The sequence below is a fragment of the Peribacillus sp. NPDC056705 genome (genome assembly GCF_043656335.1).
The window spans coordinates 131,019-145,455 of sequence record NZ_JBHTYI010000009.1; the positions used below are offsets into that span (position 1 = coordinate 131,019).

Consider the following 14,437-nt stretch of genomic DNA (forward strand, 5'->3'; position numbering starts at 1 on the left):
GGTCATAGTTACATAAGCGGAAAAGTCAGAACACGATCAACGTTCTTTTTTTATCGTCTTAACCGCTTTATCCAAGACCCTTTTCGGTTTTTCTTTTTGAGTGCTTATTTCATCCATGGCTGCATTCATCGGTCCCCATACCCTATTCATTTCCGGTATATTCGGCACTGGTTCAGCGTATTGTAATTGTATGCTTATGGCTTGTGCCCTTTCGTTTTCATTGATGGCAGCATTGTGTTTGATTGATTTATTAGGAGGGATTTCCCCTGTTAAATCATAACGCTGCATTGCATTATCATCATTTGTCAAATATTCAACTAACTTAGTAGACCAATAAGGATGTTTTGTGAATGCTGTTACATGCCAGCCTTTGATTACCATCAACGTTTTCATTGGCTGACCATTTGACAATTCGGGCATGGGGGCAATTCCTGTATCCTTTCGCCCGGTAAATGAGTCACCGTCACTCATGATAGAAGCCAAATTCCCTTGTACGAACAACTTCTCGTTCGCTGCCTTGTCGCCTTTAGGAATCAAACCCGCCCTATACCATTTTTGGATGTACGCAGCCCCTTTTATGGCACCCTTATTATTCAAACCAATGTCGGAAGGGTCCAGTTTTCCATTCTTATCTTTAAAAATATAACCTCCCATTCCAGCGATCACTCCATAAGAATCATGGAAGTCATTCCATTTGGCATAGAAACCATGCACGTTATCCTTTCTTAATTCCTTCGCCATTTTATAAAGGTCATTCATCGTCTCAGGAGCCTTAGCCATCAATTTTTTGTTATAAATGAATACGGATGTGTTTACCGATTTAGGCAATCCAAATACCTTATCTTGGTACATCTCCCCACTAATTGAAGGTTCAATGAAGGCATTCAATACCTCATCTTTCACCTTCATTTCCTGAATTAAGCCTTCCTTCACGATTTGCCCGACTTTTTCATGAGAAAAAGTCACGACATCCGGGGCCTTTCCGTTTCCGATTGGCCCATCACTTCGAAGCCGCTCATACATCTCGGTAGCTATTTCAAGCTCTTCATGCTCAACTTTGATTCCATATTCTTTTTCAAAAGCTTCAATAACCGGCATTAGGGCCGCTGCTTTACCTTTTTCCTCCCAAATGATCAATTTTTCCGGCTTCGCTTCATTGCTGGCTGCTTCGTCTTCTTTTTTCTTATTTTCTTTTACTACTTCATTTTCCAAATCTGAACTGGCACCACAAGCACTTACACTAACGATCAAAAACATGGACATGAACAAATGAAAAATCAGCTTCTTCACTTTCATTCTCCTTTTTAAAATGTTTATTCTATCATGTCCAAAAGCACCAAATAATACTGTTTTTCAGTTCATTCATTCAAAGAAAGCCACTTAATGAAAGCGATGCCAAAGCTATTGTTATCATTATATGAACGCCTTTGGTTTTTACAACATTTTCCTCGTTGTATTTATTTCCTTGTAGTGATGAACACTTTTTGTTATTTTTTAGTTAATAAGTGCTTCTTTCAATTGAAATCGGGTATATAACCATATTGAAATACACTTAGCCTGGCTCAGTGCAACTTCATGGTGCCCCCCCCTCATAAACAGCCGGAAGGTTTCCTTTTTCACATCCCCAAATACATATAGAATTGGAGTGGTTTTGTAATGGAATTTTCATCCATACACCATAGACCTAATGACAATTACGGCTATACCATCAACACTGAAACCCTACATATCCGCCTACGTACGAAGAAACAAGATATCTCCTCAGCTGGATTGATCTTTGGGGATCCATACATTTCAGATAGTGATGGTCAGTGGCAGTACCAAGAACTTCCCATGAGTTTATCAGGCAGCGATAACCGTTATGATTATTGGCATATCTATGTGAAGCCTCCCTACCGAAGAATTCGATATGGGTTCAAAGTATCCTCGGAAGATGAAAGTGCCATTTACACGGAAAAAGGCATCTTTAAAGAACCCCCCCGAGATCCCGGAAGCTATTTCGCGATTCCCTATCTACATCAAAATGAAGTTTTCGGGGCACCGGAATGGGTCAAAGATACAATTTGGTATCAAATTTTCCCTGAACGATTCGCGAACGGAAACCCCGACAATGATCCGGAAGGTGTGATACCCTGGGGAAGTGAAGAACCGGCCGTGGATAATTTTTTTGGCGGGGACTTCGAAGGAATCATTGAACATTTGGATTACCTTGAGAATCTCGGCATCAACGGAATTTATTTCACGCCAATCTTCCATGCCTACTCCAATCATAAATACGATACAATTGATTACCGGAGTATCGATCCGCAATTTGGAACGAAGGAAACATTGAAAACACTAATAACCGAATGCCACAAACGGAATATCCGGGTCATGCTTGATGCCGTTTTTAACCATAGCGGCTACTACTTCCCCCCTTTTCAGGATTTACTCGAAAAAGGGGAGAAATCAAAATATAAGGATTGGTTCTACCCGCACAGCTTTCCACTTAAGGGAGGGGAAAGGCCCAATTATGAAACATTCGGTTTTTTTGAATCGATGCCAAAATTGAATACTGCGAATCCGGAGGTGAAAGAATATCTGCTCGAGGTCTCGGCTTATTGGATTAAGGAGTTCGATATAGACGCCTGGAGGCTCGATGTGGCAAATGAAGTCGATCAGCCATTCTGGCGTGAATTTCGAACAACGGTGAAAAATATAAAGCCTGACCTTTATATTCTTGGGGAAATTTGGCATGACTCGATGCCATGGCTTCGCGGCGATCAGTTCGATGCTGTCATGAATTACCCCTTTACCAACCAAGTTTTTCGCTTGGTCGCTTCACAAACCATCAATGCACGCGAGTTCACGGAAGAAATGACAGCCATCTATCACAGTTATCCTACCAATGTTTTTGACGTGACATTCAATCTTCTTGGAAGCCATGATACACCGCGGATTTTCACGGATTGCGGGGAAGATCTAGCTCGTGCCAAGCTCATCCACGCAATTCTTTTGACATTCAATGGCAGCCCTTGTATATACTATGGAGATGAAATCGGCTTAACCGGAGGCATGGATCCAGGGTGCCGAAAATGCATGGTCTGGGAAGAAGAAAAACAAAATACTGAGCTTTTCAAAGAAATTAAGACATTGATTCTCTTGCGAAAAGAAGAAAGATTACTTGCCAATGATGGAAAGTTCAAATTCCTTGATACAGCCGGTAACGAAAATATCGTGGCCTACCAAAAGTATAATGGAGAACGTTCTGTCGTGATCCTCATTAATCCGACGGATGTCCAGCAATCCTTTACCCTTCCTTTTGATTTGAAAGGACGTACATTAACCGATTTAAGAACAAAAGAAACCACCCAGGAAGGTAAATTTGAATTGGGTGGTTATCAATATAAAATTCTCTCATTCAATTATTGAGGCAATGAAAACGGGGCAAATGAAAAATCATCCGCCCCGTTTTTTTCAATCGATTATTTGGATATCATATTCTTTGAACCATACATGGGTTTGTGCCAAGTGAGCGAGCAACTGTGGACCTGACATCAATTGCCCGAACCACGGCACTTTAAAAGCGGCACCCTTGGAATCTACTATATCGGTTAGCTTCTTTTTATCGAAAAACTCGTGCAGGACCGAGTTTTTATCCGTAAGTAAGTCTTGCAACCACGCCTGCACACGGTCTGTATATATAGGGTTGTGGGTTTTAGGATATGGACTTTTTTTACGATACAATACCTCATCAGGTAACAGCCCCTCCAACGCTTTCCTTAGAATACCCTTTTCACGGTTGCCTTCCATTTTCATTTCCCAAGGAATGTTCCATGCATATTCAACAAGGCGATGGTCGGCAAATGGCACGCGCACCTCTAAACTTGCACCCATACTCATCCGGTCCTTCCGGTCAAGGAGCGTCGTCATGAACCATAATAAGTTCATATAGAAAAGCTCTCTCCGTTTTGCTGCCACACCGCTTTCCCCTTCCAATTTAGGCGTTTCGGCAAGGGTGGTCAAATAAGCTTCCTGCGCATATTCCTCCAGCTTCAATTTCTCACGCCATTCCGTTTTTAATAAAGATGCCCGCTCCCCGGTCGATCTCATCCATGGAAAACCAGCACGATTCAAATCATCCTCACGATGAAACCAAGGATAACCTCCAAAAATTTCGTCCGCACATTCGCCGGATAGGCCTACGACAAAATCCCGCTTGATTTCCTTACAAAACCAAAGTAAAGAAGAATCGACATCCGCCATGCCCGGGAGGTCCTTTACAAGGACAGCTTCCGTTAAATAATCCGTCAACTGCTCTTGAGTGATGATTGATGAATGGTGAACCGTGTTAAAGGTATCCGACATCTTTTTAATCCAGTACCCATCAGAGTTAGGCTGAAAATCATTTGCCTTAAAATAGCGCTCATTATCTTCATAATCAATGGAATACGTATGAAGCTGGCCTTTTCCTTCTTTTTGATAGGCGTTAGCCGCAATGGCTGTTATCGCGCTTGAGTCAAGCCCTCCCGATAAGAAGGTACAAAGAGGAACATCTGATACAAGTTGCCGTGTGACTGCATCTTCGACTAGGAAGCGAACCTTATCGGCCGTCTCATCAAGAGTATCCCGATGTTCTTCACTTTTCACATTCCAATATCTCCAAATCCGCAGGCCTTTCCTTGATAAGGTTAGCGCATGGGCAGGCCTTAATTCCTGGATATTATGAAATACGCCTGAACCTGGCTTTCGGGATGGACCAACACCAAAAACTTCTGACAACCCTTCGCGGTCAATCTCCGTTTTAACATCCGGATGGGCCAGGATGGCCTTAAGCTCCGATCCGAAAATGAACCCGCCGTCCCTTTCCGCGTAAAAGAATGGTTTTACCCCCATGCGATCTCTTCCAACGAATAATTTCTGTTCCTTTTCATCCCAAATCGCAAATGCAAAAATCCCATTGAACAAGTCAATGCATTTTTCTTTCCATTCCATATAAGAAGTTAGTAAAACTTCTGTATCAGAATGACCGTTAAAGGAATATCCTTTTAATAATAGCTGTTTACGAATATCCTCGGTGTTATATAGCTCACCATTATAACAAAGTGTATATCTGCCGTTTTCGTGATTTTTCGTCATCGGCTGTTTTCCGCCTTCCGCATCGACAACCGTTAACCGTTTATGACCAAAGGCAGCATGGGCTTCGCTCCAAACATTTTCCTCGTCTGGCCCCCGCTTTGCCAACGTTTTTGTCATGTTTTCCACTGTTTTCGTTTTTGTCCGTAAATCTTTTTGAAAATGCACCCAGCCTGTTATCCCACACATTTTACACTTCATCCTTTCTATCCGGACCAACAAAAATATATTGGCTCCCTGTCTTAAAAAAGATTTACAGTCCCTAAGTATCGATCAGCAATTCCGTAGGACTACCCTGCCCACATCGCCCGGCGTTGTTAATGAATTGTTGAGCAAAGCATCCCTTGTTTAAACATAGCCTATGCAAAGACGGAAAGATGGTTATTTGTCCATAATATTTTAAAATATACAGTTATATTTTCATTGGATTTTGACTAAAAAGTAGGTGAGGATTCCACTATTGGAGGTATATGTATGAGTCAGCAACAACGAATCAAGTTAATGAACAGGCAAACAAGAGCTTTTACCGAAGGAACAGTGGAAAATATCAATCAACAATGGATTTTTTTCGATGATGAAACAGATGAGGCCTGCTCCATTGAAGACCACGTTGATAGCATCATTGAAGTGTACAGGGGTGGGCGCTGGCAGCAAGGAGTAGTTGAAGAAGAGGGGAAAATCCTGCTTCACCGGGAAATCACCTTCTTAAGGGAAAATGAGCCCATTCGGATACGCAAAAAACTGCTCTACTCTTTTGAACGTTTATTGGAAGAATTGAACGATGATTCCTTTTTCCAATTTGTAACGACATTGAATTCACTTGATTTTTCTATTTATGATTGTATATATAGTTATAACCAGCTCACCTTTTTAAGGGCCGTCCCTAACCAGTCCGGCGTTAATTTCTTCACCTTTGATAACGAGAGCCAAATATGCCTCGTCCAACACCACTTTTCTTATGGGAAAAAGGATCACGATCGTTTTGAATTCACCCTGAACACTGGAAAAAGGATCGTCATTGAGAAAGTGAATTCACAATAATGGGTAAAAGAAAACGGGTAAATGAGATATCCTCATTTACCCGTTTTCAATTCTGCATTAAAAAAAGTCCATTCCTTGTGGCAGCGAAAGCCCTAAATAAAGGACGAATACAAACGCTACGATGAACAATATCCACATGGCGCTTGTGCTTTTCCCTTTTTTCGTACGGACCAGCACCATTTCCATCGCCGCAATCACGATGATTCCAACAATCATTTTTACTGCGTAAACACCAAAATCAGTGATCAGCATACCGCCAGTCAGGAAAATCAATAGATAGAACAACCGTGTTATCATATGTAGCATTTTCGCTTTCGGATTTCCACCTTTAAGCATCGAATATGTGACAAAGAAAAGAATGATTCCGATAACCCAAGCCGTAATATGCATATGTGTCATTTTTTTGCCCCCCCGTTCAGTTTCCATTTCATCATATCATAGGCTTTTACAAAAAAACAAAACTAAGGATCTACCTGAATGGGTAAAAACCAACAATTTAATGAACATCATTTACATATATTCTTAATAGGTCCCTATCTGCGCATAACCGGTTTTTTACCATATGTAACCAAACGCCATATATATTCAATCGGTCCGTATTTAAACAGCCCCATCCACATTAAGGAAAGCAGAATTTGCAGGCAAAACAGGGCTATTAAGAAAACAAATCCTGTCGTATAAGAGACGGATCCATATAAACCAAGTCCATATGAATAAAAAATGGCCGTACTTACCATCGATTGGAACAAGTAATTGCTCATCGACATCCTTCCGATATACGAAAGCGGGTGTAAGAGGCGGAAAGCCCCTGCCTGTTCCGCCAAAAGCGCAATTGCCGTGATATAAAAAATCGTAAGTAATGGTCCTCCCAAATAATCTTGCACGAATATCGTACCAAAATGGTAAACCGTCACATATGGCAGAATCTTAATTGACATGCCCAATAGCAAGCTTACAATCGAAATCATTTTCAATTGTCGTTTATATTGGGTTGGATTTTGGAGAATTCCTTGTTTTGCAACGCCTGCACCAATTAAAAAAAACGGAAAAATCGATAAAAAAAGGATAATGGCATTATAAGGGTTGTTCACCATATACCAATCCAGTGCCCTTTGACTCATTATGTCCGTAAATGTACCAGATTGATAAACTTCCAAAGACTGTTTCATCATCGCCGAATCAGTCGTTATTGCCATCCCTTCCCTATCAAAAATGCCCAATATAAGAAATAGTGCACCCAATATCGCAAAAGACAGGACATAACAAACCGAGCCTAGCAGAATTAAATTCCTGCCCTTCATTTTATAAAAAAATAAAAAGGCAAACCCAAATACAGCATAATTAATGAGGATGTCCCCATGCCAAATGAAAAAGGCATGAATGCACCCAAGTATCAGCAGGAAACTTAGCCTTTTCATATATAGTAAAGGAAATGAAATGCCCTTTTCTTCAGTCCTTACAGCTAGTATGATTGCCCCGAAACCGAACAGAAAGGCGAATAACGGATAAAAGCTGGCCTGTGCGACAATATCACTGAATCTGTACAAAATCCTGTCCCATCCCCCTGACCACCGCTCTTCACCATCTATGTACAAGAGCGGAGAGTGGAAAGAAGGCATATTCACTAAAAAAATACCTAAAATGGCTAATCCACGTAAAACATCGATGCTTACGATCCGTTTATTTTCCTGCAATGGCACCATTGTGCCCTTCATAGGGTACACCCCCTTTCATCCATAGGGATTTAACATCTTTTCTATAACTCCATTGCACTATCTTTAACTTTCGTGACCGCTTTTTGCTTTTTTATCAGTATGACAAACAAGCTGCCCAATAAGCAAAAGATTCCTGCAAGGAAGAATGCCCATGTATAGGAATTGAATATTTTGAAGATAAGCCCTCCACCGTACGCCGCCACTGCTGCCCCCACCTGATGGGCCGCGAATATCCAACCGTATACAATCCCGCTTTTCTCCATGCCAAAGACTTGCCTTGAAATGCTTATGGTCGGAGGAACGGTGGCGATCCAATCCAAGCCATAAAAAACGGAGAAGATGATCAATAGACCGATTGAGCCCTCATTTAGCGCAAAAGGAAGTAAAACGAGGGAAGCACCCCTTAGAGCATAATACCAAAACAACAGCCAACGGTTATCAAAACGATCTGATAACCACCCGGATACAGTCGTACCAATCAAATCAAAAATTCCCATGAAAGATAGCAGTGATGCTGCCGTAACAACAGGTAAACCAAAACTAATGCAGTAAGAAATGAAATGTGTGCCGATCAACCCGCTCGTTGAAAGTCCGCATATAAAAAAGCTCCCCGCCAATAACCAGAATTCCTTCACTCTCACTGCTTCAATCAATGACTGAAAAGCCATGGCGATGGGGTTCTTCTTTTGGACTATAACTGCCTCCTGACTTTCCTCTTCTAATCCATATGGAAGAGTGCCAACTTCCATCGGATTGTTTTTCATGAATAAAAGGATGATTGCCAGCATGATCAAGCTAAGGATCAATATTAATCCGATCGCCCATCTCCATGAATAATTCTCAATGATGATGGCTAAAACCGGAAGTAAAATGAGCTGGCCTGTGGCTGTACTTGCCGTCAGTATCCCGACCGCCAGCCCCCGCCTCTTCTCGAACCAACGATTTGCCACATATGGGCTCAAGACCGTTAAAAACACTCCAGAACCCAATCCAATGATGATTCCCCAAATTAAAATGAGCTGCCACTCATGCTCCATGAAAAAAGTGAGGAAAATCCCTGCCAATAAAGTGGACATGGCCAATACCATCATTTTCTTCAATCCAAGCACTTCAATTAGAGCGGCCATGAATGGACCCGATAATCCATAAAGAAAAAGACTTATGGCGAAGGCTAAAGAAATGACGGACCGGTCCCACCCGAACTCACTTTCAAATGGTACGATGAATACTCCCGATGATGACCTAACGATTCCCGCTACAATAATCGAGAAGAAGGTTATGATTAAAATAACCCAGCTATAATGAATACGTTTCAATGCTCTCCCCCACAATCCAAAACTCTTAAAATCAACATGATGAAAAAGAAAAATCGAAATAATTTGAAATATTTTATAATAGTAACACTTTATCGCTAAACAGGAAGCTTTTTATCGAAACAAATTCCAATTCCAGTGCTCCTAAAATGATCGTCCTAATCCAACAATGAAACCGAAATTTAAAGGGGAACAGAAAAAACGCTGATCATTTCTGAACAGCGTTAGCGAGCTTCAATTAACGAATCTGCCAATTTTCCCCTTAGATTCCCAGTAATCATTACGGAGATGGATTTTTTGTATTTTCCCTGATGCCGTTTTTGGGAGTTCATCGACGAACGACACACTGGTAACTGATTTGAAATGAGCTAGTTTTTCTCGTGTAAAGGCCCTTATATCATCCTCCGTTAATTTCACGCCCGTTTTTGGCACAATGAAAGCATGCGGCGTCTCTCCCCACTTTTCATGCGGAACGGCAATGACTGCCGCCTCAAGAATGTCAGGATGTTCGTAGAGTATTCCTTCCACTTCTATGGAAGAGATATTTTCTCCGCCACTAATGATGATATCCTTTTTGCGGTCAACGATATCAACATTGCCATTTTCATCGATTGTGGCCATATCCCCTGTATGCAGCCATCCATTTATCAGTGTCTGTCTTGTCGCTTCTTCATTTTTCCAATAACCTAACATCACTCCATGACTGCGGACGATGAGCTCCCCGATATCCACGCCATCATGGGCCACTTCCTCACCATTGTCATGAATGACCTTTACCTCACTGCCTATGATGGGATAACCGGCTTTCGCCTTCATTCTGTATTTTTCTTTTTCCGAAAGATCATCGAATTCAGAACGAATCAGCGATATCAGACTAACCGGTGTTGATTCAGTCATTCCGTAAATTTGAATGAATTCCCAGCCTAACTCTTTTTCCACCCTTGTAACGAATGCAGGTGGCGGTGCGGAACCCGCAACGACGATTCGGATATCCTGCTCGAGATTCGGAACATTCCGTTCATAATATTGAAACAGGGAATTCAGAACAGTTGGTGCCATATGCATTATGGAAACCTTATGTTTTTGCAATGCCTCAAATATCATTTCGGGGCTGGTTTTCCTCAAACAAACTTGAGTGGCACCATTTGCCGTATAATAAAATGGGGCACCCCACCCATTCACATGGAACATCGGAAGTACATGCAAATATGTATCGCGGTCATTGACCCTGAAGTGATGCATCGCACCCAGGGCATGTAAATAGTTATTGCGATGAGTCAGCATCACCCCTTTGGGATTTCCTGTGGTCCCGCTAGTATAAAGGAGGCTCGAAACATCATTTTCATCCACGGACTCCCGGTTGAAGCACTTGTTATCATAACGTTCCAGCCAATAGTTGTAATCGGTTTCATTTATCTCTTCATTTTTATAATGAACGATTATGTGCTCCACCGATTCAAGTTCATCCTTGACAGGGGAAATTAGATGATACAATTCTTGATCTACGAAAAGGACCTTTGAATCGCTATGGTTCAAAATGAATACATAATCGGCAGGCTTCAAACGGATATTCAATGGAACGATTACTGCCCCAAGCTGAAAGACCCCATAAAAGCCTTCAAGCATTTCAATTGAGTTAGGTGCCAAATATGCCACCTTATCACCCTTTTTGACTCCAAGGTCCCTTAAACCATTCGAAAGCTGGTTTACACGGCCGTTCAGCTCTAAGTATGTTAAAACCTTGTCATCTCCAATGATGGCTTTCTTATCGCCATATAGTAAGGCTGCTCGATCCAAGAAATGCGATAAAACTAATGGTACATTCATTTCCTCACCTCTAATTTTATTTGAATATTCTGAATTAGTGTTATATTACCATATCTGTTATCGGGATTTCAATAACATTCACCATTGTTATATAACAACATATTTGTAGGCAGATGAATCACATCAATCATGAGTCAACATACAATACATTGAAACTCCCTTCAGTGATAGGCTCATGGCCTGAGATTCAAGGGAAAAACCAGAATAAAAAAAGGGTGATTTTCTTGCCGGCCATCGTAGGAATCGTTCAAGTCATCAATGCCAGTAACAGTGGAATTGTCCATATTGGTGACGTCTTTAAAATTAGTCCATATTCCGTTGCGAAAACTTTTTCGGGTGCTGGCTCGTTTAATACAGGTGAATCCATATCACTATATAATGCCTATAGCACCACAAATACAAATGATACAGATGGTATTGATCAGCCACTGGTCTTAAATCTCTAATGTTTTTAAGAAAGGAGTCAGCATGATCTTCAATATTCACCAGACCATACAAATCAATATGATAAAAATTCAAAGCATCGCCAATTCATCCGTTTTTCAAATAGGAAGTGCCGGGGTGATTAAACCATATTCCACATTAGCCAATACCGGTGGATTCACTGAGCCTGCTCCCGGAGTTGCAGCTGATGTAACCCCAGTAACCAGTTTCGTCCCATTTAATCGTCCTAATTCATAGGCATTCACCTACCTTCAACTTTTTCATATACTGTCTTATATAAAATTAACTTTTTTTGAAGGTGAGGTGTTGAATCGTGAATCAGGATCTATATTCGTACTCCATACAAATGCAGTGTTTTCTTGAAGCCCAGGATAAACGGATCATGAAACTTGAACACGAACTCAAACGCCTGACAGATGAACTTGCCGAGCTGAAAAATAAACCGCCAATCCATGTAGATAAAATTGAATATAAATTCGATCAGTTAAAAGTCGAATCTTTAGATGGAACGTTGAATATCGGTTTAAATCCCAATGATCTAAACAACATTGATGAATTTGCCGTCAACAACCAACCCGTTCCACCTGCACCGAACCTATTTCCAGGCAGAGAAATCGTTGTCCAAGAAATTCACAACGATATACTTTCAGACTTGGAAAATATGATCCACGATGTGGAAACCCAGGTAAAAGTATCATTGGAACCCTCTTATCATGACTTCATTAAGCAGGACGTCGAACGCCAGCTTCATCAACGAATCAATATGTATTTCGATAATCTTAATTATGCGGAACGTGCCCCGGAGCAAAGGGATAATATCAAGGAAAAAATCAGGGAAAAGGTAAAATCCGATATTCAAAACGCATTATTTCAATTCATTACCCATTCACAAGCCGAGACAGGAGGAAATCCAAATGGAGTTTAATGTAATCAATCACCAGCTTTGCGTAGGTGAAATTAAAGTTATCGGTGTAGCAAGCTCTGCTTTATTTCTAATAGGGGATGTGCAAACGGTCCAACTATCTTCCGCATTCGATACACCTCCGGAATCCCTTATCATCGGACCAGTCGTCCCATTTGCTCCAAAAGGATAAAAGAGATGTTTTCAAGAATGTCCAAAGTAAAGTCTATATCTACCCAGACAGTTCTTTTTAGCTCCACCTTGCAGATTGGAGACTGTTCTTATATTGACGGAAAATCATTTGCCTTGGCAGACCAGAAGAAAAGCGAAACTTTCGATTCAGTGGATGTTTACTTCGAAGACTATGACATTTTTAAAAAACCAATTTATATCCCTAGATTGAATGAACCAGTCATATCAAGTTTTTCAAATCCGAATCCCTTCATACGGGTCGGCAATATCAATATAATCGGGATATCAACCTCATCTGTTGTCGGTGTGGGGAATGTCGGTCATATACGTATGGAATCCAGAGTGAAACACATTCGGGAGATTTCTAATAAGACCGAAAAGACAACAATTGGGGATTCAACCACCACCGCTTAAATTTTAAAAGGAGGAATTCATATGCCAGCTATTGTCGGTCCAGTCCAAATATTCAATATCGCGGAAGGAAACCTGCTATTCGGGGATGCAGCCGTTATTTCGCCAAAATCTTCGAGCAAAACTGTCACCGGATCTGGTTCATCTAACACAGCTGCCATCGTTTTTACGGCCAATGGCCTGAATGGTAGTAATGTCCTTGATGTCAATGGGGTCGACCAGCCCATTGCAGGGAATAATTAGTCTAAGAAAAAGCCTCCCCTTTCCAGGGAGGCTTTTAAATTCGGCCTATTTTTCTAACATGTTAAATACTTGCTCGACATCTTTGTCTCCCCTGCCTGATAAATTGACGATCAGTATATCATCTCTTGTTAACTCTTTTGCGAGCTTCATGGCGTGGGCTAGAGCATGTGAACTTTCGAGAGCTGGAATGATTCCCTCTGCTTTGGATACTACCTGAAAAGCCTCAAGAGCTTCTTCCCCTTTAACCGTTACATACTCCGCCCGTCCGCTATCTTTCAAAAAACTGTGCTCGGGTCCTACGCTTGGGTAATCCAATCCGGCTGCTATGGAAAATGTCGGTTTTGGTTCCCCTTGTTCGTCCACTAACGTCAAACTTTTGAATCCGTGCAATACTGCCGGGACACCTTGCGAAATACTTGGTGCTTCACTTGGCTCTACACCAATTAAACGGACATTTTCTTCATCGATATAATGAGCAAAAGCACCAATTGCATTACTTCCCCCTCCTGCACAAGCAATGATGGCAGTTGGCAGCTTTCCTTCCTTTTCAAGGATCTGGCGCTTTGATTCTTCACTTATGATTGATTGAAAATGCTTAACGATCGTTGGATATGGATGCGGGCCCACTGCTGAACCAAGCAAGTAAAAAGTATTCTCATAGTTTTGCACCAAATCATTCAATGCCTCATCAACGGCATCCTTCAATCGTCCCTGTCCCTTTTCGACCGCTACGACCTTTGCCCCCAACAATTCCATCCGAAAAACATTCAATGCCTGCCTCTCCGTATCCAGCTTACCCATATAGATCACACACTCCATGCCAAACATCGCACATGCAGTAGCTGTAGCCACACCATGCTGCCCAGCGCCCGTTTCTGCAATGATTCGTTTAGCACCCATCCGTTTAGCGAGCAGGATTTGTCCAATCGCATTATTAATTTTGTGAGCACCTGTATGATTCAGATCCTCACGCTTCAAATATATTTTTGCCCCGCCAACCTTTTTCGTTAAATTCTTTGCAAGTGTTAACGGGTTTTCACGTCCGACATATTCTTTCAGATAATATTGAAACTCTTCAATGAATTCCGGGTCATCCTTATATTTCAGGAATTCCGTTTCCAAAGTATCCATAACTTCCTGAAGCTCACCCGGTACGAAGCTTCCACCGAACTCACCAAAGTATCCCTTGCTCTTGATCTCACTCGTCATACTCATCTCTACTCCTTTAAAAAGGT

The 14,437-nt window shown here is 41.5% G+C and carries 15 protein-coding genes; 8 read left to right on the plus strand and 7 right to left on the minus strand.

Annotated elements, in window-relative coordinates; translation table 11 throughout:
- Positions 1-36 precede the first annotated feature (36 nt).
- The gene (locus ACFRAK_RS14085) at positions 37-1,290 is read right to left on the minus strand and encodes an extracellular solute-binding protein (RefSeq protein WP_394571893.1); all 1,254 of its coding nucleotides are present in this window, start codon (positions 1,288-1,290) and stop codon (positions 37-39) included.
- 366 nt (positions 1,291-1,656) lie between these two features.
- Here ACFRAK_RS14085 and ACFRAK_RS14090 point away from each other — a divergent pair, with 366 nt between their 5' ends.
- Positions 1,657-3,411 (plus strand): glycoside hydrolase family 13 protein, encoded by a 1,755-nt coding sequence (locus ACFRAK_RS14090; protein ID WP_394571894.1) that lies wholly within the window; start codon positions 1,657-1,659, stop codon positions 3,409-3,411.
- A 45-nt stretch (positions 3,412-3,456) separates the two neighbouring features.
- Here the strand turns inward: ACFRAK_RS14090 and asnB are convergent, their stop codons facing one another.
- Positions 3,457-5,304, minus strand: coding sequence for an asparagine synthase (glutamine-hydrolyzing) (gene asnB / locus ACFRAK_RS14095; protein WP_387596341.1), 1,848 nt, complete (start codon positions 5,302-5,304; stop codon positions 3,457-3,459).
- A gap of 285 nt (positions 5,305-5,589) precedes the next feature.
- On the opposite strand from asnB, the gene ACFRAK_RS14100 reads away from it, so the two are divergent.
- Entirely contained in the window at positions 5,590-6,156 is a 567-nt protein-coding gene (locus ACFRAK_RS14100; RefSeq protein ID WP_076367203.1) for a DUF2777 domain-containing protein, read from the plus strand.
- Between the two features lie 57 nt (positions 6,157-6,213).
- Here the strand turns inward: ACFRAK_RS14100 and ACFRAK_RS14105 are convergent, their stop codons facing one another.
- The 4 genes from ACFRAK_RS14105 to ACFRAK_RS14120 form a co-directional block, all read right to left on the minus strand.
- Positions 6,214-6,555: a YisL family protein gene (locus ACFRAK_RS14105; protein ID WP_387596344.1), complete on the minus strand. Its 342-nt coding sequence runs from the start codon at positions 6,553-6,555 to the stop codon at positions 6,214-6,216.
- 134 nt (positions 6,556-6,689) lie between these two features.
- Positions 6,690-7,871, minus strand: coding sequence for a DUF418 domain-containing protein (locus ACFRAK_RS14110; RefSeq protein WP_394571895.1), 1,182 nt, complete (start codon positions 7,869-7,871; stop codon positions 6,690-6,692).
- A gap of 41 nt (positions 7,872-7,912) precedes the next feature.
- A complete protein-coding gene (locus ACFRAK_RS14115; RefSeq protein WP_387596350.1) occupies positions 7,913-9,187 on the minus strand; it encodes an MFS transporter in 1,275 nt (424 codons plus the stop codon).
- A 231-nt stretch (positions 9,188-9,418) separates the two neighbouring features.
- Positions 9,419-11,011 (minus strand): long-chain-fatty-acid--CoA ligase, encoded by a 1,593-nt coding sequence (locus ACFRAK_RS14120; RefSeq protein WP_387596353.1) that lies wholly within the window; start codon positions 11,009-11,011, stop codon positions 9,419-9,421.
- A 224-nt stretch (positions 11,012-11,235) separates the two neighbouring features.
- Here ACFRAK_RS14120 and ACFRAK_RS14125 point away from each other — a divergent pair, with 224 nt between their 5' ends.
- From ACFRAK_RS14125 to ACFRAK_RS14150, 6 genes are all read left to right on the plus strand, one after another.
- Positions 11,236-11,457, plus strand: a complete 222-nt coding sequence (locus ACFRAK_RS14125; protein ID WP_387596356.1) for a spore germination protein — start codon at positions 11,236-11,238, stop codon at positions 11,455-11,457.
- Between the two features lie 22 nt (positions 11,458-11,479).
- The gene (locus tag ACFRAK_RS14130; protein ID WP_387596359.1) at positions 11,480-11,692 is read left to right on the plus strand and encodes a spore germination protein GerPB; all 213 of its coding nucleotides are present in this window, start codon (positions 11,480-11,482) and stop codon (positions 11,690-11,692) included.
- Positions 11,693-11,768: 76 nt separating this feature from the next.
- Complete coding sequence (gerPC, locus tag ACFRAK_RS14135; RefSeq protein WP_387596362.1) at positions 11,769-12,380, plus strand: spore germination protein GerPC; 612 nt, start codon at positions 11,769-11,771, stop codon at positions 12,378-12,380.
- A complete protein-coding gene (locus ACFRAK_RS14140) occupies positions 12,370-12,549 on the plus strand; it encodes a spore gernimation protein GerPD (protein ID WP_260283961.1) in 180 nt (59 codons plus the stop codon). The genes gerPC and ACFRAK_RS14140 overlap by 11 nt, the downstream gene beginning before the upstream one ends.
- A 17-nt stretch (positions 12,550-12,566) precedes the next feature.
- On the plus strand, positions 12,567-12,962 hold the full coding sequence (locus tag ACFRAK_RS14145) for a spore germination protein GerPE (protein ID WP_387596365.1): 396 nt from the start codon (positions 12,567-12,569) through the stop codon (positions 12,960-12,962).
- 21 nt (positions 12,963-12,983) lie between these two features.
- Complete coding sequence (locus ACFRAK_RS14150; protein WP_387596368.1) at positions 12,984-13,202, plus strand: spore germination protein; 219 nt, start codon at positions 12,984-12,986, stop codon at positions 13,200-13,202.
- Positions 13,203-13,247: 45 nt separating this feature from the next.
- Here ACFRAK_RS14150 and trpB read toward each other — a convergent pair whose 3' ends face one another.
- Positions 13,248-14,411, minus strand: a complete 1,164-nt coding sequence (gene trpB, locus ACFRAK_RS14155; protein ID WP_387597154.1) for a tryptophan synthase subunit beta — start codon at positions 14,409-14,411, stop codon at positions 13,248-13,250.
- Positions 14,412-14,437: the final 26 nt, after the last annotated feature.